Origin of the sequence: Shinella daejeonensis, from assembly GCF_024281235.1 — a bacterium.
In the GTDB taxonomy this organism is placed as follows: domain Bacteria; phylum Pseudomonadota; class Alphaproteobacteria; order Rhizobiales; family Rhizobiaceae; genus Shinella; species Shinella daejeonensis.
Map to the genome: position 1 here is coordinate 114,582 of NZ_JAHWXY010000007.1, position 24,097 is coordinate 138,678.

The 24,097-nt window shown below is 63.0% G+C and carries 25 protein-coding genes; 17 read left to right on the forward strand and 8 right to left on the reverse strand.

Translation table 11 applies throughout. The annotated features are described in order from the left end of the window. Positions 1-20: 20 nt before the first annotated feature. A complete protein-coding gene (locus KYK29_RS16475; protein ID WP_437437268.1) occupies positions 21-197 on the reverse strand; it encodes a hypothetical protein in 177 nt (58 codons plus the stop codon). 213 nt (positions 198-410) lie between these two features. On the opposite strand from KYK29_RS16475, the gene KYK29_RS16480 reads away from it, so the two are divergent. Genes KYK29_RS16480 through KYK29_RS16505 form a run of 6 tightly spaced genes read left to right on the forward strand, consistent with a single transcriptional unit; the run spans position 411 to position 5,696 of the window. Then, a complete protein-coding gene (locus KYK29_RS16480) occupies positions 411-1,460 on the forward strand; it encodes an ABC transporter substrate-binding protein (protein WP_254691986.1) in 1,050 nt (349 codons plus the stop codon). A gap of 7 nt (positions 1,461-1,467) precedes the next feature. Then, entirely contained in the window at positions 1,468-2,250 is a 783-nt protein-coding gene (locus KYK29_RS16485; RefSeq protein WP_254691987.1) for an ABC transporter ATP-binding protein, read from the forward strand. 4 nt (positions 2,251-2,254) lie between these two features. Then, positions 2,255-3,073, forward strand: a complete 819-nt coding sequence (locus KYK29_RS16490; RefSeq protein ID WP_254691988.1) for an ABC transporter permease — start codon at positions 2,255-2,257, stop codon at positions 3,071-3,073. 16 nt (positions 3,074-3,089) lie between these two features. Continuing rightward, entirely contained in the window at positions 3,090-4,061 is a 972-nt protein-coding gene (locus KYK29_RS16495) for a polysaccharide deacetylase family protein (RefSeq protein WP_254691989.1), read from the forward strand. Continuing rightward, complete coding sequence (locus tag KYK29_RS16500) at positions 4,061-4,939, forward strand: NAD-dependent epimerase/dehydratase family protein (RefSeq protein WP_254691990.1); 879 nt, start codon at positions 4,061-4,063, stop codon at positions 4,937-4,939. The genes KYK29_RS16495 and KYK29_RS16500 overlap by 1 nt, the downstream gene beginning before the upstream one ends. A 10-nt stretch (positions 4,940-4,949) precedes the next feature. Then, positions 4,950-5,696 carry an SDR family NAD(P)-dependent oxidoreductase gene (locus KYK29_RS16505; RefSeq protein WP_254691991.1) on the forward strand — a complete coding sequence of 249 codons (747 nt, stop codon included), beginning with the start codon at positions 4,950-4,952 and terminating at the stop codon, positions 5,694-5,696. A gap of 26 nt (positions 5,697-5,722) precedes the next feature. Here KYK29_RS16505 and KYK29_RS16510 read toward each other — a convergent pair whose 3' ends face one another. Next, positions 5,723-6,610: an IclR family transcriptional regulator gene (locus KYK29_RS16510; protein ID WP_254691992.1), complete on the reverse strand. Its 888-nt coding sequence runs from the start codon at positions 6,608-6,610 to the stop codon at positions 5,723-5,725. A gap of 472 nt (positions 6,611-7,082) precedes the next feature. Further along, entirely contained in the window at positions 7,083-7,802 is a 720-nt protein-coding gene (locus KYK29_RS16515; protein WP_254691993.1) for a GntR family transcriptional regulator, read from the reverse strand. Between the two features lie 200 nt (positions 7,803-8,002). Here KYK29_RS16515 and KYK29_RS16520 point away from each other — a divergent pair, with 200 nt between their 5' ends. The 10 genes from KYK29_RS16520 (at position 8,003) to KYK29_RS16565 (ending at position 17,212) form a co-directional block, all read left to right on the forward strand. Beyond that, positions 8,003-8,836: a substrate-binding periplasmic protein gene (locus tag KYK29_RS16520; protein ID WP_254691994.1), complete on the forward strand. Its 834-nt coding sequence runs from the start codon at positions 8,003-8,005 to the stop codon at positions 8,834-8,836. A gap of 74 nt (positions 8,837-8,910) precedes the next feature. Next, the gene (locus tag KYK29_RS16525; RefSeq protein ID WP_254691995.1) at positions 8,911-9,678 is read left to right on the forward strand and encodes an amino acid ABC transporter ATP-binding protein; all 768 of its coding nucleotides are present in this window, start codon (positions 8,911-8,913) and stop codon (positions 9,676-9,678) included. A gap of 10 nt (positions 9,679-9,688) precedes the next feature. Then, positions 9,689-10,357: an amino acid ABC transporter permease gene (locus tag KYK29_RS16530; protein WP_254691996.1), complete on the forward strand. Its 669-nt coding sequence runs from the start codon at positions 9,689-9,691 to the stop codon at positions 10,355-10,357. A gap of 10 nt (positions 10,358-10,367) precedes the next feature. After that, complete coding sequence (locus KYK29_RS16535; protein ID WP_254691997.1) at positions 10,368-11,033, forward strand: amino acid ABC transporter permease; 666 nt, start codon at positions 10,368-10,370, stop codon at positions 11,031-11,033. A 9-nt stretch (positions 11,034-11,042) separates the two neighbouring features. Then, positions 11,043-11,921: a dihydrodipicolinate synthase family protein gene (locus KYK29_RS16540; protein WP_254691998.1), complete on the forward strand. Its 879-nt coding sequence runs from the start codon at positions 11,043-11,045 to the stop codon at positions 11,919-11,921. Between the two features lie 32 nt (positions 11,922-11,953). After that, positions 11,954-13,186, forward strand: coding sequence for an NAD(P)/FAD-dependent oxidoreductase (locus KYK29_RS16545; protein WP_254691999.1), 1,233 nt, complete (start codon positions 11,954-11,956; stop codon positions 13,184-13,186). A 22-nt stretch (positions 13,187-13,208) separates the two neighbouring features. Further along, positions 13,209-14,678 carry an aldehyde dehydrogenase family protein gene (locus KYK29_RS16550; protein WP_254692000.1) on the forward strand — a complete coding sequence of 490 codons (1,470 nt, stop codon included), beginning with the start codon at positions 13,209-13,211 and terminating at the stop codon, positions 14,676-14,678. After that, on the forward strand, positions 14,675-15,706 hold the full coding sequence (locus KYK29_RS16555) for a proline racemase family protein (RefSeq protein WP_254692047.1): 1,032 nt from the start codon (positions 14,675-14,677) through the stop codon (positions 15,704-15,706). The genes KYK29_RS16550 and KYK29_RS16555 overlap by 4 nt, the downstream gene beginning before the upstream one ends. Further along, positions 15,703-16,455, forward strand: a complete 753-nt coding sequence (locus KYK29_RS16560; RefSeq protein ID WP_254692001.1) for an SDR family NAD(P)-dependent oxidoreductase — start codon at positions 15,703-15,705, stop codon at positions 16,453-16,455. Before KYK29_RS16555 ends, KYK29_RS16560 begins: the two co-directional genes overlap by 4 nt. Before the next feature lie 4 nt (positions 16,456-16,459). After that, the gene (locus KYK29_RS16565; RefSeq protein ID WP_254692002.1) at positions 16,460-17,212 is read left to right on the forward strand and encodes an SDR family NAD(P)-dependent oxidoreductase; all 753 of its coding nucleotides are present in this window, start codon (positions 16,460-16,462) and stop codon (positions 17,210-17,212) included. 470 nt (positions 17,213-17,682) lie between these two features. On the opposite strand, the gene KYK29_RS16570 is transcribed toward KYK29_RS16565, so the two are convergent. From KYK29_RS16570 to KYK29_RS16590, 5 genes are all read right to left on the reverse strand, one after another. Next, on the reverse strand, positions 17,683-18,468 hold the full coding sequence (locus tag KYK29_RS16570) for an SDR family oxidoreductase (RefSeq protein ID WP_254692003.1): 786 nt from the start codon (positions 18,466-18,468) through the stop codon (positions 17,683-17,685). A gap of 49 nt (positions 18,469-18,517) precedes the next feature. After that, positions 18,518-19,468 carry a sugar-binding transcriptional regulator gene (locus tag KYK29_RS16575; protein WP_254692004.1) on the reverse strand — a complete coding sequence of 317 codons (951 nt, stop codon included), beginning with the start codon at positions 19,466-19,468 and terminating at the stop codon, positions 18,518-18,520. A gap of 21 nt (positions 19,469-19,489) precedes the next feature. After that, complete coding sequence (locus KYK29_RS16580) at positions 19,490-20,959, reverse strand: FGGY family carbohydrate kinase (RefSeq protein WP_254692005.1); 1,470 nt, start codon at positions 20,957-20,959, stop codon at positions 19,490-19,492. Positions 20,960-21,038: 79 nt separating this feature from the next. Next, positions 21,039-21,995: a transketolase family protein gene (locus tag KYK29_RS16585; RefSeq protein ID WP_254692006.1), complete on the reverse strand. Its 957-nt coding sequence runs from the start codon at positions 21,993-21,995 to the stop codon at positions 21,039-21,041. Further along, positions 21,995-22,804: a transketolase gene (locus KYK29_RS16590; RefSeq protein WP_254692007.1), complete on the reverse strand. Its 810-nt coding sequence runs from the start codon at positions 22,802-22,804 to the stop codon at positions 21,995-21,997. The genes KYK29_RS16585 and KYK29_RS16590 overlap by 1 nt, the downstream gene beginning before the upstream one ends. A 206-nt stretch (positions 22,805-23,010) precedes the next feature. Between KYK29_RS16590 and KYK29_RS16595 the strand changes: the two genes are divergently transcribed. Next, entirely contained in the window at positions 23,011-23,985 is a 975-nt protein-coding gene (locus tag KYK29_RS16595) for an ABC transporter permease (protein ID WP_254692008.1), read from the forward strand. Positions 23,986-24,097 lie beyond the last annotated feature (112 nt).

Consider the following 24,097-nt stretch of genomic DNA (forward strand, 5'->3'; position numbering starts at 1 on the left):
GCCGCTAGAGCATGCTGTTTTCATACGGAAGCATAGCCTGAAATTCTGAGATAGTCGGCGCATTCGGCCGGTGGGAAGGCGTCGAGCAATTCACCGGCCTTGCGCCACGTCGCCTCGACAGTGCGGCGCACGGCTTGTCCCTTGTGGTTGCCGAGAGTGTCGAGGATCACGATGTCCCCCTTTGCGAGCGTGGGCACGAGGCCTTTCTGGACATAGAGGGTGAAGAGCTCGCCGTTGATCGGCCCGTCGATAATAGGCGCACAACTTTTCAAGGTTGCTTGATGCGGCTCGCCGCTGCTCCCGAACGCCTTGGCTGGTGCGCAGGGAGTAATTGACAGAATAATATCGTTCCGCTAAAAGTATGACGTTCTGCATGAAGAACAAATAAAATCACCAAGGGGATCTCAAAAATGGGACAATACCAGCCAACTCGGCGAGACGTTCTACGCCGCGCCACATCACTTTCCGTTCTGGCCGCGGCTTCGGCCGTAATGCCAAGTCTTGGACAGGCCCAGGAACTCCCGGCAGAAATAACCTCCTTCGAAATCATCAGCGTCCGTGACCCGCAGCATTCCGCCCAGCTGGCTCTCGCACTTGAGAGCGGCTTCTTCAAAGAGGAGGGGCTCGATGTCACGGCCAATTACACTGTCAACGGGCCGGATCTTCCAAGCCTTGCGGCGAGCGGTCAGGTAAAAGTCCTATGCTCCGCTATGGAGCATGTAGCTTCCCTCCGCCTTCGCGGGCTGGATTTCAAATGGATCATGAAGCTGTCCGATATCTCCAACACCCAGGGTGTCGTCATTGGTGAGGGGGCAGGAATTAACAAGCCACAGGACCTGTCCGGCAAGCGAGTGGGCATGTTCCGCGGCGCTTCGGTCGAACTGGCGATTGAAAATATGTGCAAGGCTCACGGGATTGATTTCAAGTCCTTGCAATTCATCAATATGGAGCCACCGGAGCAGGCCATCGCTTTGATGCGTAACGATATTGATGTGATGGCCTGCTGGGAGCCCTACGTCAGCAACGCCGCCAAGGTGGGGGGTCGGCTCTACTTCACTGGTGCCAAATCTTACATCGACAGCTCTGATGCTCCGACTGATGTCAATTGGCTTTACCTTGCAACGGGTCTGTCCGCGTCAAGCGACATGCGCGCGCAGGCACCGAACACGCTATTTCGTGTGATGCGCGCGATGATGCGTGCCAGCAAGCTGATTATCGAAGACCCGGCTGCCGCGGCTCCAGTTGTCGCCAAAGGTCTCGGCATTCCGCCTGAAGGATTGGACACAATCCTGCGCGCAAACGACTACAGACCTGATTTTGACGAACGACTTGCAGCCGGCTACCCCGATTATATCCGCTGGGCAGTGGAGCGGAAGTTCATGGATAGTTCCGTACCACTCGACGATATTCTGGAAAGGTCGTTTTTGACCAAGATTGCACCTCAGGCCGTTCGGATCTGAGGCTCCCATGGTCGGTCAGATTGTTGTCGAAAAGGTCGGGAAGACCTTTGGCGGGCGGCCGGGTTCTCCGGCCTTCACCGCCATCACAGGATTGAGCTGCGAAATCGCCGAGAACGAGTTCGTATGTTTGCTCGGTCCAAGCGGCTGCGGAAAGTCCACGCTCCTCGGATTCATTGCGGGCCACGATCGTCCGAGTTCCGGCCGCGTCACGTTCAATGGGCGCGATATCCGAGGACCGGGTCCGGAGCGGGGAATGGTGTTCCAGCAGTATGCGTTGTTTCCTTGGTACACCGTAAAAAAGAACGTGTCGCTTGGCCTGGAGGCCAAGCGACTTTCCAAGTCCCGGATCGACGAAACTACCGAGCGCGTGCTGAAGGCCGTTAATCTTTGGGAGCACCGGGATAGATTTCCGCGCGAGCTTTCCGGTGGGATGAAGCAGCGCGCAGCAATCGCCAGGACACTTGCGATAGAGCCTGAAGTCATTCTCATGGATGAGCCGTTCGGCGCGTTGGACGAGCAGACTCGGGAGCGCCTGCAAGACGAGCTCCTATCAATTTGGCAGGGAAATCGCCGGACCGTAGTCTTCGTTACGCACAGTGTCGAAGAAAGCGTGGTTCTCGCCGACCGCATTCTCGTAATGGGGCGCGGCGGAAGGATCGTAAGCGACATGGCGAATCCTGTTCCCAGGCCACGCGACCGACTGAGCAACGGTTTCATCGACTTCGAACGGCAAGTCCAACTGAAATTGCGCGAGGCCGAGCAATCTGGCGCATCTGTGCATCGAGGCTAGTTGCATGACAGACATCTTGAGCAATCCGACGGCCGAGAAAAAAGCCTTTCCCGTGCTGGAGTTGATATCGCCGAAGATCTTCACACTTCTTGGCGTGATGATCGCATGGCAAATGCTGTCTGTCGCAAACGACAGATGGCATTTCTACAACGCGACCCTGGTGCCGTCGCCACTTGGTATCCTTAGTGCAGCAATCGACTTGTGGCGGCAGGGTACACTTTGGCCCCATGTTGCCGCGTCTTGCATCAGGGTTATAGAAGGTATGGCGATCGCCATACCAATTGGCATTCTTCTGGCCTACGTCGTTGCGACCTACCGTTGGGCCGCAGTGATGTTCGACCCGATCATCGAACTTATCAGACCCATTCCCAGCCTGGCGCTTTTGCCTTTGTTCATCGTCTGGTTCGGTATTGGTGAGCTTACCAAGGTCGCATTCATCTCATATAGCGCGTTCTTCATCATCTACATCGCGACGCTCGAGGCCATCCGCGACGTTGACCCCATCCTTCTGCGAGCAGCCGGGAGCTTGGGTTTTTCACGGCAGCAGACTGCCTACCACATTACGTTCAAGGCGGTTTTTCCCCACGTCATGGTCGCAGTCCGCATAGCGCTGGCAACCTCATGGTTTGTCATCGTTGGCGCGGAGTTTCTCGCGGCTAACGAGGGCCTTGGATATCTGATCAACGTTTCGCGTGTGTGGTTTCAGATCAACACCATGATGGCGGGTGCTGCCCTGATCGGTCTTCTCGGCTTGGGCAGCAACTACCTGCTTCTCTCACTTGAGCGCCGGCTGTTTGCCTGGCGCGACCGAAAGCATTCGTAATTTGGAGGAATAATTCATGCCCAATTCTTATGAAGACTACATGCCGCCGATCGATGTCGGACCCGGTCCACGCCGCAATTTTGTGGGATACGGCAAGCGTGGACTTAAGGTTCATTGGCCGGAGGGAAAACGCGTTGCGCTCGCTCTGGTGGTTAACTACGAGACCGGCGCTGAATCATCCTGGGCATCGGGCGATCGGCGAAACGACAGGATCTTCGAATTCCCCTATAATCTGGAGCCGCAGTTCCGTGACCTTGCGACAGAGGCTGTTTCGGAGTACGGCGGCCGCGCCGGTGTCTGGCGCATCCAGCGCATGCTCGACGAATTGGGTATTAAGTGCACATTTTCGGCCTGCGCGGTCGCGCTGAAGCGCAATCCGGAGGTGGGGGCTTATATCCGCGAGGCAGGTCACGAAGGATCTTCGCACGGCTTCCGCTGGGAGGAAGTCTGGAAGATGGCGCGTGCCCATGAGCGCGCGCATATCGATGCAGCTATCGAGATCATTCGAGAAACATGCGGCGAACGTCCGATCGGTTGGCAGACGAGGCATAGCGGCTCGCTCAACACGCGCGAACTCCTCGTGGAGGAGGGGGGCTTCCTCTACGACTGTGATTCCACAGCGGACGACGTGCCGTTCTATACCGAGGTTCTCGGAAAGCAGCATCTCGTTCTGCCTTACTCAAGCACCTACAACGACCATCGCTTTATCATCGGGCAGGGTTATTCCAAACCACAGGATTTCTTCGACTACTGTAAAGACGGCATCGACTATCTGCGCCGTGAAGGTGAGACCCGTCCCAAGATGATGACGATCGGGATCCATGCGCACTGGATGGGGCAGGCAGCACGGTGTGCCGCGCTTCATCGCTTCTTGGAGTACTGCCTGGCCGCGGGCGATGTGTGGATTGCGCGCCGCCGTGACATTGCCGAGTGGTTTGCGGCCAACCATCAGTCCTTCGTCGCCGCCACTGAGAAAGAGCCATCCTGATGGGGAAGCCACGGAGCGGCCGGCGTTGTCTCGTGACAGGGCATACCGGCTATATTGGGCGCGCGCTGGTGCGCGCCCTTGAGGAAGGTGGCCACAATGTGGAGGGCCTCGCCGAGGCGGATGGAACATTTGTCGATCTCCTTGACCATCAGGCTGTGGCTCGCGTTGTAGAGCGTGTTCGACCACACACTCTCTTTCATATGGGCGGCGTATCCGGACCTATGTGCCATGCGGACGACCCCGTGCAGGTGCTCATGGTAAATGTTGTCGGGTCTGAAGCTCTCTTGAATGCAGCCGCCAAGTATGGCGTTTCGCGCATTGTAACGGCTGGCTCGGTGGCGGGATATGCCCGTCCGGGACCTTTCGGCCCTGAGCCGGACAACGTCTATGGGCTGACAAAGCGCGTCTTGGAACTGCAAACCCGTCTTTGGGCAAGACGTACCGGGCGCGAAGCGACCTGTGTGCGCATCGGATCGGTTTACGGTGTTGGTCGACAGACCGAAAATCCGATCCATAAGATGGTGAGCGATGCTCTGCGGACGAATGAAATTCGCTATGAGTCGTATCGGATGGAGCCTTGTATCGAGATCGGGACATGCGTCTCCTTGATTGCCGCCCTCGCCGATGTCGAGCACCTGCGGCCCCGCTACGACGCGGTGACTGAACGACCATGCTCCAGCGAGGTCGCCGGGATTGTTGCCAAGCTTACGGGCGCCAAGCATTCACCGCATATGGCCGAGAACGGCGTGCACCCGGAGTTTCCGGAGGACTTTGACTCAAGTGCGTTGTCGACCGATGCGGGGCAGATCCCGCACGCCACCCTGGAGAATGCAATTTTCAGGATTATTCGGTCCTATGACGCATATCCGGTAAAATGAGGAAATCGACATGTTGCTTGAAGATCGAACTGCGCTCATCACGGGAGCGGCAGGTGGGATAGGCGCGGCTATCGCTCAGCTGTTCGTCGAAAACGGCGCACGGGTGATGCTTGCCGACGCCGATTTTGAACAGCTCCAGGTTGTTGAAAAACGGCTGCTGGAGGCCGGCGGTGACGTCCACGCCCGACAGGTGGACGTCACTAGCGAGCGGGACGTCGAGGACCTGATCACAGCGGTCGAGCGCGCACTTGGTAGAGTTGATATCCTTGTCAATTCGGCGGGCGCGATATCGGAAGCTGGCGTGGAGGCAATGACACTTGACGAATGGCGACGCATAATGATGTGCAATCTGGACGCCGTTTTTCTCACCTGCCGCGCTGTACTTCCCGGCATGCGGCGACATGGTTGGGGCCGTATAGTGAATATAGCAAGTCAGATCGGCCAACGAGGTGCGCCCCGCTTCGCGCATTATGCGGCCTCAAAGGCTGGCGTTATTGCCTTTACGAAATCGCTGAGCCGCGAGGTTGCCCGTGAAGGCATATTGGTCAATGCGATCGCACCAGGGCCGGTTTTGACGGATTTCAACAAGGGCCTGGCCCCTGAAACGCTTGCGCGTACGGCGTCCATGCTTCCGCTCGGGCGCTCTGCCATCCCCTCGGAAATTGCCGGTTCCGCCCTTCTGCTGGCTTCAAGCCCACATGGTGATGTTTTTGTTGGACAAACACTCGGACCGAATTGCGGAGACGTAATGCTCTGAGTGAACCATGGGCGTCGAGCGCGAAGCTATTCGCGTTCGACCTCTTGGAACGGTCGGGGAAAATCCGGAGGAACGATGCTCCCGAACAGGCGGTGGATCTCTTCCACCGCCACAACGAGATGATGGGCGGCCGTGTCCTCAAGAGCGTTGAAGCTTGTAGTCCGTCCCACGCAGTCGAAGATGTAGCGGACCCGCCCATCGCGGCCAAACACGGGGAGGGCGAGCGCCATGATGCCTGGCGTGAATTCTCCAACGCTCCGCGAGTAGCCCCGGGTCCGTGTTGTCCTAAGCTCCATCCGCGCCTCATTGGCGCCAACCACGGTGTCGGCGGTGTATCGCTTAAGGGTCGCCGCAGCAAACCAGGCGTCGATCTCAAATTCTTTCTGCCAAGCGAGATATGCACGCATATGTGCAGGCGCATCGCGCGGTAATCGATATCCTGAGGGGTAGGAGATTTCTATGTCCTGCGTCGCGCTCACCTGGTCGAGAATGAGGAAGCTATGATCGGCTAAAGGCTCTGACAGGACGCAGGACAATCCAGTGTGTGCTGTGAACTGCTCCATTATCGGGCGCAGAGTGGCGTGATTAACCTGGCGGTCGAGGATGGAAGAGAGATCGCGGCTAACACCGATGTGCAACTCATAATTGCGCGCGTTCGTATCGAACCTAAGCCAGTCGAAGTACACGAGTGTTTTGAGAAGGCCGTGACAATGGCTCTTGCTGATCTCCAGGCGATCTGCGACCTCCGCAAGCGCCATCGGCCTGCGTGCCTCGTTGAGGAGCTTGATAATACGAACCGCTTTCTGAAGCGCGGGCACCAGAGGCACCTTGTCTTCAGCGTCATCCAAAGGCGCAACACCTGTTAATTTGTGCCGGCCGCTATCGGTTTCTTCCAGGGATTCGTAAGTGCTCATGTCGCAACAAATAGCGTAGTTCTCCACCCGCCTCAATGTAGATAACGGGAACCATTCGTTTATCCAGAGTTGTATGATCGACGCGCATCACTGGCTATCGCGTAATGGTGATTGTAAACGCTTGTCCTTCTTGGCCGCTCGGTTCCTGCGTTCGGCAGTGACTCGCTGCAAGCCAGCCTTGGTCAGGTTCACGTGGAAGCGATGCCGTCGGCGCTGATAGTGGCAGGTCACTTCAGCCGGTGCGTAGCCGAGCAGATTAGTGGACCTTCAACAGGAGAGATCAGCGTTGCGATCCACATCCGCATGCTTTGCCGATCCTTGACCGACATCGTGCTGCGCGGACTGGGGAGGCCGGTTGAGTCCGCCGGCGCCCTAACGTGATGAGCCTTTCGTAAATCCATAGGCCTCGAGTTCAAATCCTTTCATGAGCTTTACTGGCCGCGTGTTCATGACCCTTCCGATATCGTCGTGATTATTCCGCGGCGGCGAGGGGGCCGAAGGAGACGTCGGTCGTATAATTCTCGCGCAGGAACGCGATGAAATTGTCCTGGAATTGCCGCGTATGGGCGTGGGCCAGTTCGTCGGCTAGCTCGACATTCTTGGCGCGAATCGCGTCCAGCATCAGCTCGTGCTCGTCGGTCAGCAGATAGCCGTCGCCGGTGCGCTCCAGATATTCGAAATGCAGGTGCAGCATGCGCTGGCCCTGGTTCAAGAGCCGCTCGTAGAAGGAGGCGAGATAGGCGTTCTTGCCGGCATAGGCGACGGCCATATGGAACTGCTTGTTGGCCTCCGACATCTTCAGGTGCTGGTCGGTCTTCACCGCCGCCTCGAATTCCTTCTGGCGCCGGGCGATGATCTTCAGGTCCGCCTCCGTGCGCAGCGCGGCGGCAAGGCGCGTGTTCATGCGCTGGGCGACGTCGAGCGCCTCAACGTATTTCGGGAAGCTCGCCACCTCGATCGGGGCGACGATGGTGCTGCGGTTGGAAAGCGTGACCACCAGCTCCTCGCCGGCCAGCCGGATCAGCGCCTCGCGGATCGGCGAGCGCGACATGGCGAAGCGTTCGGCCAGCGTCGTCTCGTCGAGCAACTGGCCGGGCGGCAGGGCGAGCGCCAGGATCTCGTTGCGCAGCGTGTCGTACACGCTTTTCGAGCCCGTTCCGCGCACCCGTTTCGATTCAATTTCCTCAGACACTTACGTCCCTTTCCGCATTTCGGGGCCATTGGGCCAGAAAAACCGGCGCGCAGCAATCGTAAAATTTCCGCTTGACTTTGTCGACAGGCTGGCGACATAAATTGATCAGTCGACACGGAGCCGACAAAAAGACCATAAGAACGGCCGAAGCCGACGGGTGGAACCGCGCTATCCAGCGCTTGAAAAAATGGGGAATGCACATGCTTTCGACTGTGATGACGTCCGCTCTGCGGACGACGGCCGCGCTCGCCCTCGTGGCGGGGCTTTCGACGACGGCCGCCATGGCTCAGACCGCGGAAGGCTACTGGCAGGGCGTCCAGAAGAGCGGCACGCTGCGCTGCGGTGCCGCCGTCGCCCCGCCCTATGTGATGCGCGATCCGGCGAGCGGCGAATATTCCGGCTTCTACGCCGACCTCTGCCGCGAATTCGCCGAGGTGCTGCAGGTCAAGCCGGAATTCGTCGATACGACCTGGGACAATATCGTGGCGGGCCTCCAGGCCGGCAAATGGGATGTGTCGCTGGCGCTGAACCGCACGCCGGCCCGCGCCATGGCGGTGCAGTTCTCCATTCCCGCCATGGAGTACCAGATCTCGCTCGCCTACAACAAGGACAACCCGAAGATCCCGGCCGGCGCCGCCTCCGTCGCCGATATCGACAAGGCCGACGTCACGCTCGCCGTCATGTCCGGCACGGCGCAGGACAAGGCGATCTCGGCTGCGGTCAGGACCGCGACGATCCTGCGCCTTCCGACCAATGACGAAACGCGCCTTGCCGTCGTCTCCCGCCGGGCGGATATCCTGGTCGACGCCTCCGACACCAACCAGCTCTTCACCCAGTCGAACCCGGACTGGGCGGTCGCGCTCAACCCGACGCCGGCGCTCGCCAAGCAGGGCGTCTCCTTCGGCCTGCCACACCAGCTTTCCGCCGCCGATGTCGAGGTGGTCGACATCTTCCTGGAGGAGCGGGTGGCGACCGGCCATGTCGAGGAGCTGATCCGCAAGGCGGTCGACCAGGTCCTCGAGGCCGGCGACTGAGGCCGGGAACCGAACCATGCCGGAGCCGCCCCGCGGCGGCTCCGCTTCCTGTCTCACGGAGGAGAGTTTGCACGATGCCGGATAGCGCCCCGCTGGTTAGGATTGAAGGACTGCACAAGAGCTACGGCGGCGTCGTCAAGGTGCTGCAGGGCCTCGATATCGAGATGAAGGCGGGCGACCGCGTCGTCGTCATCGGCCCGTCCGGCGGTGGCAAGTCCACGCTGCTGCGCGTGCTGATGGGGCTGGAGAAGATCGACAGCGGCTCCGTCTCCTTCGCCGGTAAGTCCTATATCTCCGCCGACGGCGGCAGGACCGCCATCGACGCGAAGGTCCGGCGCTCGATCGGTATGGTCTTCCAGCACTATACGCTGTTCCCGCATCTGAGCGTGTTGGGCAACCTCGTCCTCGCGCCGATGAAGGTGCGGGGCGAGAAGAGGGCCGCGGCCGAGGAGCGGGCCATGGCGCTCCTCACGCGCTTCGGCCTCGCCCAGAAGGCGCGTTCCTACCCGGCCCAGCTTTCCGGCGGGCAGAAGCAGCGTGTCGCCATCGCCCGCGCGCTGATGCTCGATCCGAAACTCATGCTGTTCGACGAGGTAACCTCCGCGCTCGATCCCGAGCTGGTGGCCGAGGTCGAGCAGGTTATCCTACAGCTCGCCCAGCAGCAGATGCCCATGGTCATCGTCACCCACGACATGTGGTTCGCCCGCAACATCGCCTCCCGCGTCATCTTCTGCGCCGGCGGCGTCGTCGTCGAGGACGGCCCGCCCGAACAGGTGCTGGGCTCGCCGAAGGGGGAGCGCACGCGCGAATTCATCGAGCGGGTGTTCCACATCCGGCATTGAGGGGCGGGCCATGACCTACAGTTTCGACTTCGCATCCGTCTTCCGTAATCTCGGGCCTCTCTGGGACGGCCTCCTCGTCACGATCCAGCTCACCGTCGCGGCCAATGCCATCGGGCTGACGCTCGGCTTTGCGCTGGCGCTGCTCGTCATGAGCCGCTGGGCGGCGATCCGCCTGCCGGTCATGCTGTTCATCGAGTTCTTCCGCTGCACGCCGGCCATCATCCAGATCGTCTGGTTCTTCTATTGCGTGCCCATGTTGTTCAACGTCTTCCTCGGCTCGGTGACGATGGGCATCCTGGCGCTCGGCCTCAATCTTGCGGCCTTCAACGCCGAGGCCTACCGCGCCTCGATCCAGGCGGTGCCGCGCGAACAGCTCGATGCCGGCGTCGCGCTCGGCCTCGGCCCGTTCCAGCGCATCCTCCACATCGTCCTGCCGTCGGCCGTGCGCAACTCGGTCCCGGTGCTGCTGACCAACGGCATCGGCACCTTCCAGCAGAGCGCGCTCGTCGCCATCGTCGCCGTGCAGGACCTCATGTACCAGGGCAAGACGCTGGCCACGCAGACCTATCGCCCGATCGAGACCTTCACCGTCGTCGCGCTCGTCTATTTCGCCGTGTCGTTCCCCGTCTCGCAGGTCGTCGGCTATCTCGAACGCCGCCGCGAAGCGCTGGCGAGCTGAGGAGAGACCGATGACCCTCGATTTCGCCATCGTTGTCAAATACCAGGATGCGCTCCTCCTCGGCCTCTGGATGACGCTCAAGCTGACCCTGATCTGCATCCTTTTCGGCTGCGTCCTCGGCTTCCTGCTGGCGCTCGCCCGCACGTCGAGCAACGTCGTCCTCAGGGGCGTTTCCAGCGTCTATGTGGAGTTCTTCCGCGGCACGCCCGTGCTGGTGCAGCTCTTCTGGATCTTCTTCTGCCTGCCGCTGGTGCTCGGCATCGAACTGTCGAACCTCGCCTCCGGCGTCATCGCGCTGACGCTCTATATGGGCGCGATCTCCAGCGAGACCTTCCGCGCCGCGCTGAAGGCGGTCGGCCGCGAGCAGATGGATGCCTGCGTGGCGCTGGGGCTCTCGCCCTTCGCGCGCACCACAAGCGTCGTCCTTCCGCAAGCCGTGCTGCGCGCCGCACCGACGCTGCTCTCCAACTGCGTCAGCCTGTTCAAGGAAAGCGCGCTCGTCTCTGCCGTCGGCATGGCCGACCTGATGTTCGTCGGCCAGAACATCTCCAACAACACGGCCCGCCCCATCGAGGTGCTGACCGTCGTCGCCCTCATCTACTTCGCCATCGCCTTCCCGCTGACGCGCGCCGTCACGGTCATGGAAGGCTGTATCCTCAAGAAACTCGCTATCTAGGAGATCCCCATGAAACTGTCCGGTGTCATGCCCGCCCTCATCACCCCCTTCGACGCCGAAGGCCGGGTCGATTTCAAGGCGTTCGAGAAACTGCTCGTCCACCTGCGCGAGGCCGGGGTTACCGGCTGGGTGCCAAACGGCTCGACCGGAGAATATTTCAGCCAGTCGACCGAGGAGCGCCGCGACGTGCTGCAGTTCGTCAAGGACTTCGCCAGGCCCGGCGAAATCCTGATCGCCGGCACCAACGCGCCCGCCACGCGCGAGGTCATCGAGCAGACCGCGCTGGCAAAGGAGATCGGCTACGACACGGTCCTGCTCGCGCCGCCCTTCTACACCCGCCCGACCCAGGCCGAACTCATCAGGCATTACGAGACCGTGCTTGCCGCCGTCGACGTCGATCTCGTGCTCTACAGCTATCCCGCCAAGGACGGTTCGGACATCAGCTTCGACCTCATGGACCATTTCGCCGACAATCCGCGCGTCATCGGCATCAAGGAAAGCTCGGGCGTGCTGCAGCGCGCGATCGACATCGCCAGCCGCTATGAGGGCCGGATCCAGCTCGTTTCCGGCTCCGACGACATCGCGCTCGATTTCATGCTTTGGGGCGCGGAAAGCTGGATCTGCGGTCCGGTGAACTGCATGGCCAAGGCCTGCTGCGATCTCGACCGGGCTTACAGGTCCGGCGACCTCGGCAAGGCGCGCGAGATGATGAAGACGCTCTACCGGGCGATGAACATCCTCGAATCCGGCAAGTTCGTGCAGAAGATCAAGTATGGCTGCGAATTGCAGGGCCTGCCGGTCGGCGAATGCCGCGCGCCGCTCGGCCCCCTGACGGACGGGGAGAAGGCGGAGTTCCGCGCCGCCATGCAGCCGATCCTCAACTGGTAGGCCGGTCTTCGGATCGAACGGGAGGAAACGGCATGACCACTGTGGTTGTCGGCGCGGGCATCATCGGCACGGCGATCGCCTACGAGCTGCAAAAGCGCGGCCGGCAGGTCGTGCTCATCGAGCGGGACGCGGTGGGCCGCGGCGCGTCCTACGGCAACATGGCCTCGATCGCCGTGACCGAGTTCATGCCCGCCTCGCGCCCGTCGGTCTGGCGGCAGATCCCCGGCTGGATGCTCGATCCGGAAGGGCCGGTACGGGTTCGCCCGGCCTATATGCCCAAGCTCCTGCCCTGGTTCGCCCGCTTCGTCGCCGCCTCGCGGCCGGGAAAAATGCGCCGGCTGGAGGCCGAGGGCGCGGCTCTCTGCAAGCGCGTCTATGACGATCTCCTGCCCTTGCTGCGGGAAACGGGCCTCGAAGGCGAGTTGACGCAGGAGGGCTGCCTCTCGCTCTACAGCGACGAGGCGGAGTTCCGCGCCGACCGCGAGCATATCGAGATCCTGGAGCGCTTCGGTTTCCCGCACCGCCGCCTGACGGGAGAGGAGGCGCGGGAACTGGAGCCGGAACTGTCGGATAGCATCGGCCTTGCCGTACTCTTCCCGCAGAACCGCAGCCTGCGCGACCCGTTCCGCCTGGTAACCGCTCTTGCCGACCGCTTCGCCGCGCTCGGCGGCGAGATCCGCCGCGGCGCCGTCACCGGCTTCGACCGGTCGGACCGCAACACCGCCGTCCGGCTCGCCGGAGGCGATCCCATCCCTGCCGACGACGTGGTGATCGCGGCCGGCGCCTATAGCGGGCTGCTGTCGAAGATGCTCGGCGAGCCGATGCCGCTCGAGACCGAGCGCGGCTATCACACGCAGATCATGGCGCCCGGCATCTCCATGCGCCATTCGATCATCTGGCCCGCCCGCGCCTTCATGGTCACGCCGACGGCGGGCGGCATCCGCGTCGGGGGCACGGTGGAAATGGCCGGCCTCGATGCCGCGCCCGACTACCGCCGCGCGAAGATCACCGTGCGGCGGGCGCAGACGGCGCTGCCGAACCTGCGCTGCGAGGATTTTTCCGAATGGATGGGCCATCGCCCGGCCTTGCCGGATACCGTCCCGGTCATGTCGGCCTCGGCGAAGGTGCCGGGCGTCTTCTACGCCACCGGCCACGGCCATCTCGGCGTCACCTATGCCGCGACGACCGCCCGCCTGATGGGCGACCTCATCACCGGCGCGGCGCCGCCCCTTGATATGCGCCCCTACCGTATCGACCGCTTCTAGACGCAATTCCTGTGAGGACACCATGCAGAACACGCTTTTCATTGATGGAAAATGGGTCGCCCCGGCCGATGGTGCCATGCTTCCGGTGATCGATCCGGCGACGGAAGAGGTTTTCCACCACATCGCCGCCGCCGGCGCGGCCGAGGCGGAACTGGCCGTGAAGGCGGCGCGCGAGGCCTTCGATAACGGCCCCTGGCCGCGCCTTTCCGGCAGGGAGCGGGCAAAATACCTGCACGCCATGGCTGAAGGCATCCGCGACCGCCTGCCGGAACTGGCGCGGCTGGAGACCCGCGACAACGGCAAGCCGCTGCCCGAATCCGAATGGGACCTGGCGGATGCCGCCGGCTGCTTTGATTTCTACGCCGGTCTCGCCGAGGAACTGGACGGCGAGGTGGAGGCGGTGGAGCTTGCCGATGCGCGCTTCGTTTCCAAGGCCGTGCGCGAGCCGCTCGGCGTCGCCGTGGCCATCGTGCCGTGGAACTATCCGCTGCTGATGGCCTCCTGGAAGGTCGCGCCCGCCTTGGCGGCCGGCTGCACGATGATCCTGAAGCCCGCCGAGACCACCTCGCTGACGGCGCTGGAGCTTGGGCTCATCGCCGAGGCTGCTGGCCTGCCGAGGGGCGTGTTGAACGTTCTTTCCGGCAAGGGCTCGGTCGTCGGGCAGGCGCTGGTCGAGCACCCCGCGGTCGACAAGGTCGCCTTCACCGGCTCCGGCCCGGTCGGTTCGCGGATCATGGCGGCGGGTGCGAAGGACATCAAGCGCATCAGCCTGGAACTGGGCGGCAAGTCGCCCTTCGTCGTCTTCGCCGACAGCGATATCGAGAAAGCCGTCGAATGGATCATGTTCGGCATCTTCTGGAACCAGGGCCAGGTCTGCTCGGCCACCTCACGGGTGCTGGTCGAAGCCCCGCTCTATCCGAAGCTGCTGGCGCGGCTGGTCGAGGAAGCCGGGAAGATCAGGATGGGCAACGGCCTCGACGAGGGCACGCTGCTCGGCCCGCTCGTCAACCGGGGCCAGTACGAGGACGTGCTGCGCCATATCGACCGCGCCGTCGAGCAGGGGGCGACCGTCGCCTGCGGCGGCCGCCACGACGGCTTCGACACGGGCTTCTGGGTCGCCCCGACCATCCTCACCGACATGGCGCTCGACAGCGAGGCCTGGAGGGAGGAGATCTTCGGCCCGGTCGTCTGCATCCGCCCCTTCGAGACGGAGGAGGAGGCGATCCGCCTCGCCAACGACAGCCGCTTCGGCCTCGCCGCCGCCGTCATGTCGGCTGACGACGACCGCTGCGAGCGGGTCGCGGCCGCCTTCCGCGCCGGAATCGTCTGGATCAACTGCTCGCAGCCGACCTTCACCGAGGCGCCGTGGGGCGGCTACAAGCAGTCCGGCATCGGCCGGGAACTTGGCCGCTGGGGCCTCGACAACTATCTGGAGACCAAGCAGATCACCCGTCTCGTCAGCGAGGAGCCGTGGGGATGGTATCTGAAATGACCTTCGACAAGGCGCTCGATATCCTGCTCGTTCATTGCCAGGGCGAGAGCGGCAATGTCCTCGTCGCCGGTGCGCCCGACATTCCGGGCGCGACCGTCCTCGACAAGATGAACCATCTCAACGAAGTCGACCCCTCGCTGCGGCTCTTCCTGACGCGCGAGCCGCGCGCGCAGGTCGTGCACACGACGAACCTGCTCCTGCCGCCGACCCGGCCGGATGCCGATGCGGCCTTCATCGTGCTGCAGCCGGATCGCGCCCATCCGATGTCGGGCTCCAACTGCATCTGCGTCGTGACCGCGCTCCTGGAGAGCGGCCGCGTGGCGATGCGAGAGCCGGAAACCGTCGTGCGGCTCGATACGGCCGCCGGGCTGATCGTCGCCCGGGCGCTCTGCGAAGGCGGGCGCTGCCTGTCGGTCAGCCTCGACAACGTCCCGGCCTTCGTCCAGGCGCTGGACGTTGCGATCGAGACGCCGGAATGGGGCCGGATCACCGGCGACATCGCCTTCGGCGGCGTGTTCTACGCGCAGATCGATGTCGGGCAGGTGGGATTGCGCATCGTGCCGGAGGACGCCCGGGCGCTTGCCGAGGCGGGCACCGCGATCAAGGCGCTGCTGGCCGAGCAGGTCGCGGTCGCGCATCCGGAAATCCCCGGCCTCGACGGGATCGCCTATGTCATGTTCCGCGATTACCAGCCGGACGGCTCGGTCCTTACCTGCACGACGCTGAAGCCCGGCCGGGTGGATCGCTCGCCCTGCGGCACGGGCTCCTCGGCCAACCTCGCCATTGTTCATGCGCGAGGGCAGGCGAAGACTGGTGACATCCGCGTCTCCCGCCGCATCATCGGCGGCGAATTCACCGCCGAAATCCTGGGGGAGACGACGGTCGGCGGCCGTCCCGCCGTTCTGCCGCGCATCACCGGCCGGGGCTATGTCTTTGGCCGCCAGCAATTGCGGCTCGATCCGCAGGACCCGTTTACGCAGGGCTTTGCTCTATCGGACACCTGGGGTCCGCAGGTGGGGGAACTATGAGACTGTCAGGGCAATCCATCCTCGTCACCGGCGCGACGGGCGCCATCGGGCAGGCGATCTGCCGGGCGCTCGTGGCGGAGGGGGCGAATGTCGTCGTCCATTACGGCCGCAATCGCGATGCCGCCGAGGCGCTGGTGAAGGCGCTGGACGGCAAAGGCCGGTGCGTGCCGGCCGACCTGTCGGACCCGGCGGGACCCGAAATCCTGTGGAAGGGGGCGCTTGCCGCCGCCGGCCGGCTGACCGGCCTCGTCAACAATGCCGGCATCCGCTCCGAGGTCGCCATCGACGCGCCGATGGCGGAATGGCAATGTGTGTGGGCGCGCGAAATGCGGGTCAACTTCCTCTCGGCGGTCGATCTTTCCAAGCTCGCCATCGGGCATTTCCGCGCGAATGGCGGCGGGCGGATCGTCAACATGGCAAGCCGTGCCGGCCAGCGCGGCTACACGTCCGGCGCCATGGCCTACGGCGCGTCGAAAGCCGCGCTGATCAACCTCACCAAATCCATCGCGCAGAGCCACGGGCACGAGGGCGTCACCGCCGTCGCGCTCGCGCCCGGCTGGGTGCGCACCGAAATGGCCGAAGCCTATATCGCAGAGCATGGCGAGGCGGCGGCCCTTGCCGGCATCCCCATCGCCCGGATGGCCGACCCGCAGGAAATCGGCGAGATCACCGCCTTCGCCTTCCGTCCCTCGCAGGCCTCGCTCAACGGCGCGGTGCTCGACGTGAACGGCGGCAGCTACATGAGGTAAACACATGCGTTTCAAGGACAAGGTCGTCATCGTCACCGGGGCTGCCGGCGGCATCGGGGGTGCGATCAGCGCCCGCTTCGCCGCCGAGGGCGCTGAGGTCGTCGTCACCGACATGAACGGTGAGGGTGCTGAGGCGACCGCCGCGCGGATCATCGCCGAAGGCGGCAGGGCGCGCGCCTTCGCCAGCGACATCTCGGCCGTGGAAGGCTGCCGGGCGATCGTCGAGAGCGTTATCGCCACCGAAGGGTGCATCGACGTCCTGTGCAACAATGCCGGCATCAACCGCCGCGGCAACCTGCTGGCGCTGACGCCGGAGGACTGGCGCCTCAGCTTCGCGGTCAATGTCGACGCGATGTTCCACCTCTGCCAGGTGGCGCTGCCGCATATGGTAGCGGCGGGCGGCGGCGCCATCGTCAACACCGCCTCGCAATGGGGCCTCCATCCCGCGCCGAACCATATCGCCTACAATGTCACGAAGGCGGCGGTGGCGAGCTTCACGCAGAACCTTGCGCGCGACTACGCGCCGGACGGAATCCGCGTCAACGCCGTCTGCCCGGGCGAGATTCACACGCCGATGCTGGAGGCGGGGGTGAAGCGCTCGGGGCGCACCATCGCCGACCTCGATAAACTCGTTCCCTTCGGTCGCATCGGCAAACCCGAAGAAGTCGCAGCCCTGGTTGCCTTCCTCGCTTCCGACGAAGCCGCATTCATGTGCGGTTCGCTGGTCGAGATTACAGGGGCTCAGGCGGTTTCCTGATAGGAATCCCTCACACCATTCCAAATGGAAAAAGTCAAAAGCACGCCCAAGAAACGGGTCTGCGGTTCCTTTCCGCCCAAGAGCTTGGCTCGCGTTTACCAGATCGCAGCTGGGTTTCATTATCCCTGCTTAAATCGAAAGATGAACTGGTCGAAGAGCGCGCTGGCGCCGAGAACACGGATGATCTTCAGCACCTCTGCGACGAGTTCCGGACCGTGGGCAGACGTTGTTCGTCGAAGATGATGGAATGGGCGGACATCGGTCTAGTCGGTCTCTGCATGACGGGATCGAACTCTGCGCTGAACATTGCCGAAAAAGGCAACATCGCGGCTGATCGTCGAGATCGCAGAACCAGTTGCGCGCGCCGCCAGTTCATCGAGGCGGCTCCGGTAACCGGAAAGGTCAGGTGCGCAAGCTTGAACGCGCGCCTGACCTCCTTGCGGATAGGGGCCGGGGGCCGCCGGCGGGGATTACGACATGATCAGTCCGCCATCGACGTTGATTGTCTGGCCGGTGATATAGGCTGCATCCTGCGATGCGAGGAAGGAGACGAGGGCGCCGACTTCGGCCGGGGTGCCGGCGCGGCCCATCGGAATGCCCTCGACCCATTCGGCCATCAGTTCGCCCGGACCGTATTCGCCCAGCATCTCGCCCCAGACGCGGTCGTTGTAGTCCCACATCTCGGTATGGATGATGCCGGGGCATATGGCGTTGACGGTGATGCCTTCGCGGGCGAGTTCCTTGGCGAGACTCTGGGTCAGGCCGACGACGCCGAATTTCGAGGCGGCGTAGTGCGGGGTGTAGATGAAGCCCTGCCGCGCCTGGCCGGAGGCGGTGTTGATCAGGCGGCCCCTGGTGCCGCTGGCGCGGAAGCGGCGGATCGCCTCCTGGCAGCACAGGAAGACGCCCTTGGTGTTGACGTCCAGGTTGAGATCCCATTCGCGCTCGGTCAGGTTCTCGACCTTGGCGATGGTGATGACGCCGGCGTTCTGGACGGAAACGGAAATTGCGCCCAGCGTCGCCTCGGCCTGACCGTAGGCTTCCTGCACAGCCTGGGCGTCGGTCACGTCGAGCGCGAGGCCGATTACCTCGGCCCCGGTCTCCTCGGCCAGCGCCTCGGCGGCGGCGGGCGTATCCTTCTCGATTGCGGCGATGGCGACCTTCGCGCCCTCGTCGGCGAAGCGCTTGGCTATGCCGCGTCCAATGCCCTTGTTGCCGCCGGTTACGAATACCGCCTGGCCTGCAAAACGTCTCATGGTCTTCTCTCCATAATGCGCGGCAAGCCGAATACCGATCCCGGATGGATCAGGCTGTAAGCCGTGCCGCAGTGAACTTGTCTGTGACAAGCACATCGATGACGTCGAGTTTCAGCGCGCCGGCGATGGCCTGGGTTTTTGATTCTCCGCCTGCAAGCGCCATGACGCGACGGGTTTTGCGGAGGTCTTCCAGCGAAAGCCCGATGACGCGCTCGTTGAGCGGTGTCTCGACCGGCTTGCCGTTCTTGTCGTAGAAGCGGTAGGAAATCTCACCGACCGCACCCGCCTCGTGCAGCATCGCCATTTCCTGAGGCGAGAACGTGTTGCCCGAGCGGGCAAGCATTTCGGATGGCTCGACCGCGCCAATGCCGACAATGGCAAGGCTGAGGCGGCCGAAAAGATCCATTGTCTCCCGTACCACGGGGTCGGCGAGCATGACGAGTTTCGCCTCGCGGGAGGATGTGATGCCCTGGACGAGCAGAAGCCGCGGCTCGCCGCCGGTGAGCTTGGCAAGGCGTGCAATAAGCTGTGTCGCATGGGTCTGAACCGAGGCGTCTCCCATGCCTCCAAGGATCTGGACGATATACTTTGCCTTGGCGCTTTTGAGCGGATGGATGTTATCCACCATGCGCAGGATGGTCTGGCTCCAGCTGGAGACGCCGACGATCTCGCCTTGCTGCAAGGTGATTTCGAGGAAATGCGCTGCTGCTTCCCCGATGCGCGCCATGATCGCCCCGTCACGATCCTCCGAACAGTCGATGACGATGGCTTCCGTCAGGCCGTAGCGTTCGCGAAGCGCAGTCTCGAGATCGGCGAAGGTGCCGGCGGGAGGGATGACTGTCGTGCGAACGATGTCTTCCTGCTCGGCACGCTTCAGCATGCGCGATACCGTCGCTTGCGACATGTGCATGATCTCGGCGATCTCTGCCTGCCGCTTGCCGTCGATATGGTACATCTGGGCAATGCGGGCGATCAGTCGCAACTCGTTGAGCCGTCCCATGAGTCCTCCAAGTGTGAATTTTTATTCACTCATAGAGGAACGCCCGGAAACGGTCGAGCGGTATATTGCCTCCCGCCAGACCCGTAGGCGGTCCTTTGTGTCCGAGTGGCGGGGGGTGATGGTATCGCCTGCGCGCGGTAGGGCGGCGATGGCGGAAAGGTCCGGCCAGACGCCCAGCCGAAGCCCGGCAAGATAGGCGGCACCCAGCGCCGAGGCCTCCGGTGCGTCGCACGGGATGATGGGGTGATCCAGCGTGTCGGCGACGCATTGCATCAGGAAGGCATTCCGGCTCGGGCCGCCGTCGGCGTAGAGCCGGCCGAGCGGCGTGGGCGATTGCGCGGACATCGCCTCGAAGACGTCGTGCACCTGGAAGGCGATGCTGTCGGTCACCGCGCGGGCCATCTGGGCGCGGGTGGTGTTGAAGGTGATGTCGGAGAACAATGCCCGCGCGTCCGAATGCCAGTAAGGCGCGCCGAGGCCGACGAAGGCGGGCACGAAGCCGGGGCCGCCGGGCTCGGCGGTGGCGGCAAGTTCTGTCAGGGCCTGCACGTCGGGCAGGCCGAGCATTTCGGCCATCCAGGGCAGAGAGGCGGCCGACACCAGGATATTACCCTCGAAAGCATAGGTCGGCTTGCCGCCGATCGACCAGGCGATGGTCGTGGTGATGCCGCGTTCCGGCGCGATGAAGCGGGGCAGCGTCGTCATGATGGAGGAGCCCGTGCCGAAGGTCACCTTGCCGTCGCCCGGTTCGAAGGCGCCGTGGCCGAAAAGCGCGGCATGGCTGTCGCCTATGGCCGAGGCGATCGGGATGCCGTCGGCAAGGCCCGGCACGTTCTTCGTCACACCGAAGTCGGCGGCGCTGTCGCGCACCTCGGGCAGGGTGGATTTCGGCACGCCGAAAAGGTCGCAGAGTTCGTCGCTCCAGACCTGCCGGTTGAGATCGTAAAGCTGGCTGCGCGCGGCGTTCGATGTGTCGCAGGCATGGACCGCGCCGCCGGTGAAGCAATGGATGAGCCAGGCGTCGATGGTGCCGAGCCGGACTGCGTGGCCGGCGGGCGCGCGGTCGAGCAGCCAGCGCATCTTCGGACTGGGGAACATCGGATCGATGGGCAGGCCGGTGAGCGCCAGCACGCGCGGCGCATGGCCGGCCGCCGACAGCTCGGCGCAGGCCGGCGCGCTGCGGCGGCATTGCCAGCTCACCACCGGGCCGAGCGGCTCGCCGGTGGCGGCGTCCCAGATGGTGACGGATTCGCGTTGGTTGGAGATGGCGATGCCGAGGACATCGACTTTGGGGCCGGCGGCGAGGCAGGCGGCGATCGCCTCCTGCACGGATTGCCACAGGCGTATCGGGTTCTGTTCCACCCAGCCCGGCTGTGGATGCTCGATGCCGACCGGGGATGCGCCGCGAGACAGGATTTCGCCGTCCGTGGAGACGAGCACGGCTTTCGAATTCGTGGTGCCCTGGTCGATGGCGAGAATGGCGGTCGTCATGGCGGCTCCGGCGAAAGGAAGGGAAGGGGCGCGGCGAGAGGAGGCCTTGCCGCGCCCGGTGTAAAGTCCGGCTGCGAGATTACTTGCGTGCGATGAGCGCGATGGCGGCCTCCGCGATTGCCGAGGGCGACATGCCGAACTCGTCGAGCAGGAATTCGGCCGAGCCTGTGGGGGCGAAGATACCCGGAACGCCGAGGATCTTCATCGGCACGGGGGTTTCGGCTACCACCACCTCGGCGATGGCCGAGCCGAGACCGCCATAGACCGAATGCTCCTCGGCTGTGACGATGGCGCCGGTGTCGTGCGCGGCGGCCACCACGGCATCGACGTCGATCGGCCGGACGGTCGCCATGTTGAGGACGCGCGCCTCGATGCCCTTTTCGGCGAGGAGGGCAGCGGCTTTCACCATGCGATGGGTCAGCGTGCCGTTGGCGATGAGGGTGACGGCGTCGCCGTCGCGCAGCAGGTTGGCCTTGCCGAGCTGGAACTTGTGGCCTTCCGGCAGAAGATCCGGAACGCCGACGCGCGACAGGCGCAGGAAAACCGGGCCGTCATAGGATGCCGCCCATTCCACCGCCGCCGCCGTTTCGATGGAATCGCAAGGGGCGACCACCGGAAGGTTCGGCAGTACGCGGGTCCAGGCAAAATCCTCGATGGAATGATGCGTCGGCCCGAGTTCGCCATAGGCCATGCCGGAAGAGATGCCGATCAGCTTCACATTGGCATTGGAATAGGCGATGTCGGCCTTGATCTGCTCCAGCGAGCGGCCGGTAAGGAAGCAGGCCGCGCCGCAGACGAAGGGCAGCAGACCGCCATTGGCAAGACCGGCGCCGACGCCGACGAGGTTCTGTTCGGCGATGCCGACGTTGACGAGGCGCTCCGGCCATTTGGATTTGAAGCCGCCGAGCTTGGAGGAGCCGACGGAATCGTTGCAGACGGCAACGATCCTGGAATTTTCAGCACCGAGGCGCTCCAGCACGGAGACGAAGGCGTCGCGGCAATCGTGCAGTTTGGCGGTAGGGGTAACGGCGTTCATCACAGGGCCTCCGAAAGCTCAGCCACGGCAATCTTGTACTGTTCGGCATTCGGCACCTTGTGGTGCCAGTCGACCGTGTCCTGCATGAAGGAAATGCCATGGCCCTTGTTGGTATGGGCGACGATGCAGTGCGGGCGGGCGCCGCGCTTCTCAAGGGCGGGGACGATCTCGTCCATGACATTGCCGTTGATCTCGGTGACGTCCCAGCCGAACGCTTCGAGCTTGGCGGGGAAGGGGGCGAGATTGTTGGTGTCCTTCAGCGAAGCACCCTGCTGGAAGCGATTGTGATCGATAATGAGCGTCAGGTTGTCGAGGCCGAATTGTGCCGCCGAAGCGATGGCTTCCCAGTTGGAGCCTTCCTGCATCTCGCCGTCGCCGGTCAGCACATAGGTATGGTAGCCGGCCCCGGTCAGCTTGGCCGCCTTGGCCATGCCGACGGCAACGGGCAGGCCATGGCCGAGCGGTCCGGTATTGGTTTCCACGCCCGGTACCTTATTGCAGTTCGGATGGCCGTTGAGGCGCGAATGCGGCTTGAGGAAGGTGCTGATCTCCTCTTCCGGAATGAAGCCTCGCTTTGCAAGCGTCACATAGAGCGCCAGCGCTACGTGCCCCTTGGAAAGGATGAAACGGTCGCGATCCGGCCGCTTTGGTGCGTCGGGCGAAACACGCAGAACACGGAAATAGAGCGCAGTCAGGATGTCGATAGCCGACATTTCCCCACCGATATGGCCTGCGCCAGCTTCAAAGACCGCTTGCAGATCGCGAAGGCGGATCTGGCGAGCGATACGGTCGAGATCGTTCGGCTGCATGAAATCCTCGCTATGAATAAATATACACTAGTACATATATTTGCACGGATGGCCGACAAGTCAAGTGGAAATGCCGCCAGGCCATCGCCAAAGATTTTGAAACGGTGCCTTGACAGGCTTTTGCAGGATACGTTATGAATTTACAGACAGCAATGAATAAATATGCTGCAACAATATGCGGCCGCGGACAGCCGGGAGGAGTGCTCATGGTGGCGGATGTGAAAGAACGGCAGGGATTTGCATTCGGAATGCTTCCGTCGCTGCGCGGCGCCACCGGGCCGCTGATCGGCCTGATCGTGCTGTGTCTCTTTCTTACGTTCGCGACAGACAAGTTCCTGTCAGTTCGAAACTTCCTCAACGTGCTCGATCAGATCACGGTGCTTGGCGTTATGGCTGTCGGCATGACGCTTGTCATATTGATTGGCGGCATCGACCTTGCCGTCGGTTCGGTGATGGCGCTGGCAATGATGGTGCTCGGCTATCTCCACGTCGTTGTCGGCATGCCGATGGAGCTTGCCATTCCGCTCGCCCTGCTTGCCGCCGCCCTGAACGGGCTTGTCGCCGGCATCCTGATCACGCGCTTTAACGTGCCCGCCTTTATTGCGACGCTCGCGATGATGTCGATTGCCCGTGGTCTTGCGAACATGATCACGGATGGCCAGCAGATCATCGGTTTTCCGGCCTGGTTCAATATGATGGCCATCGTGCGCTTTGGCGGCTTCCTGACGCTCACCGTTGCGGTGATGATCGTGGTCTTCATCGTCGGCCTTCTCTACCAGCGCTATCGCCATGGCGGACGCGTGCTCTACGCGATCGGCGGCAATGCCGAGGTGGCGCGCCTCGCAGGTATCAACGTTCAGCGCGCGACCGTGCTCGTCTATGTCGTGTGCAGCTTCCTTGCAGGCCTTTCGGGAATGGTGCTTGCAGCCCGCCTCGACTCGGTCCAGCCGTCCTCGGGTGTCTCCTATGAACTTGATGCCATCGCGGCAGTGGTCATCGGCGGCACCTCGCTGTCGGGCGGTACGGGCGGTATCGGCGGCACGATCATCGGCGTGCTGATCATCGGCGTGCTGCGCAATGGTCTCAATCTGCTCAGCGTTTCGCCCTTCATGCAGCAGGTCATCATCGGCGCGGTCATCGTGCTGGCCGTTACGGCCGAAACCTATCGCAAGCGCAAGTAACGATTTTCACGCTGTCGCCAGTGCGACGGGGTGCTGAAAACGGCCAGCAATGGTGCGGGCCGGCAAAAGGAAGGTGGTTTCCTGCAGGGGCGGGGGCTGCCGGGTAACTCGG

Coding starts and splice junctions, on each gene's coding strand:
- KYK29_RS16510 (WP_254691992.1), bottom strand. CDS start 6,610: ATGAGCACTTACGAATCCCTGGAAGAAACCGATAGCGGCCGGCACAAA.
- KYK29_RS16590 (WP_254692007.1), bottom strand. CDS start 22,804: ATGCAGCCGAACGATCTCGACCGTATCGCTCGCCAGATCCGCCTTCGC.
- KYK29_RS16490 (WP_254691988.1), top strand. CDS start 2,255: ATGACAGACATCTTGAGCAATCCGACGGCCGAGAAAAAAGCCTTTCCC.
- KYK29_RS16500 (WP_254691990.1), top strand. CDS start 4,061: ATGGGGAAGCCACGGAGCGGCCGGCGTTGTCTCGTGACAGGGCATACC.
- KYK29_RS16520 (WP_254691994.1), top strand. CDS start 8,003: ATGCTTTCGACTGTGATGACGTCCGCTCTGCGGACGACGGCCGCGCTC.
- KYK29_RS16535 (WP_254691997.1), top strand. CDS start 10,368: ATGACCCTCGATTTCGCCATCGTTGTCAAATACCAGGATGCGCTCCTC.
- KYK29_RS16575 (WP_254692004.1), bottom strand. CDS start 19,468: ATGGGACGGCTCAACGAGTTGCGACTGATCGCCCGCATTGCCCAGATG.
- KYK29_RS16565 (WP_254692002.1), top strand. CDS start 16,460: ATGCGTTTCAAGGACAAGGTCGTCATCGTCACCGGGGCTGCCGGCGGC.
- KYK29_RS16585 (WP_254692006.1), bottom strand. CDS start 21,995: ATGAACGCCGTTACCCCTACCGCCAAACTGCACGATTGCCGCGACGCC.
- KYK29_RS16545 (WP_254691999.1), top strand. CDS start 11,954: ATGACCACTGTGGTTGTCGGCGCGGGCATCATCGGCACGGCGATCGCC.
- KYK29_RS16525 (WP_254691995.1), top strand. CDS start 8,911: ATGCCGGATAGCGCCCCGCTGGTTAGGATTGAAGGACTGCACAAGAGC.
- KYK29_RS16485 (WP_254691987.1), top strand. CDS start 1,468: ATGGTCGGTCAGATTGTTGTCGAAAAGGTCGGGAAGACCTTTGGCGGG.
- KYK29_RS16480 (WP_254691986.1), top strand. CDS start 411: ATGGGACAATACCAGCCAACTCGGCGAGACGTTCTACGCCGCGCCACA.
- KYK29_RS16595 (WP_254692008.1), top strand. CDS start 23,011: ATGGTGGCGGATGTGAAAGAACGGCAGGGATTTGCATTCGGAATGCTT.
- KYK29_RS16570 (WP_254692003.1), bottom strand. CDS start 18,468: ATGAGACGTTTTGCAGGCCAGGCGGTATTCGTAACCGGCGGCAACAAG.
- KYK29_RS16580 (WP_254692005.1), bottom strand. CDS start 20,959: ATGACGACCGCCATTCTCGCCATCGACCAGGGCACCACGAATTCGAAA.
- KYK29_RS16550 (WP_254692000.1), top strand. CDS start 13,209: ATGCAGAACACGCTTTTCATTGATGGAAAATGGGTCGCCCCGGCCGAT.
- KYK29_RS16495 (WP_254691989.1), top strand. CDS start 3,090: ATGCCCAATTCTTATGAAGACTACATGCCGCCGATCGATGTCGGACCC.
- KYK29_RS16505 (WP_254691991.1), top strand. CDS start 4,950: ATGTTGCTTGAAGATCGAACTGCGCTCATCACGGGAGCGGCAGGTGGG.
- KYK29_RS16530 (WP_254691996.1), top strand. CDS start 9,689: ATGACCTACAGTTTCGACTTCGCATCCGTCTTCCGTAATCTCGGGCCT.
- KYK29_RS16555 (WP_254692047.1), top strand. CDS start 14,675: ATGACCTTCGACAAGGCGCTCGATATCCTGCTCGTTCATTGCCAGGGC.
- KYK29_RS16540 (WP_254691998.1), top strand. CDS start 11,043: ATGAAACTGTCCGGTGTCATGCCCGCCCTCATCACCCCCTTCGACGCC.
- KYK29_RS16560 (WP_254692001.1), top strand. CDS start 15,703: ATGAGACTGTCAGGGCAATCCATCCTCGTCACCGGCGCGACGGGCGCC.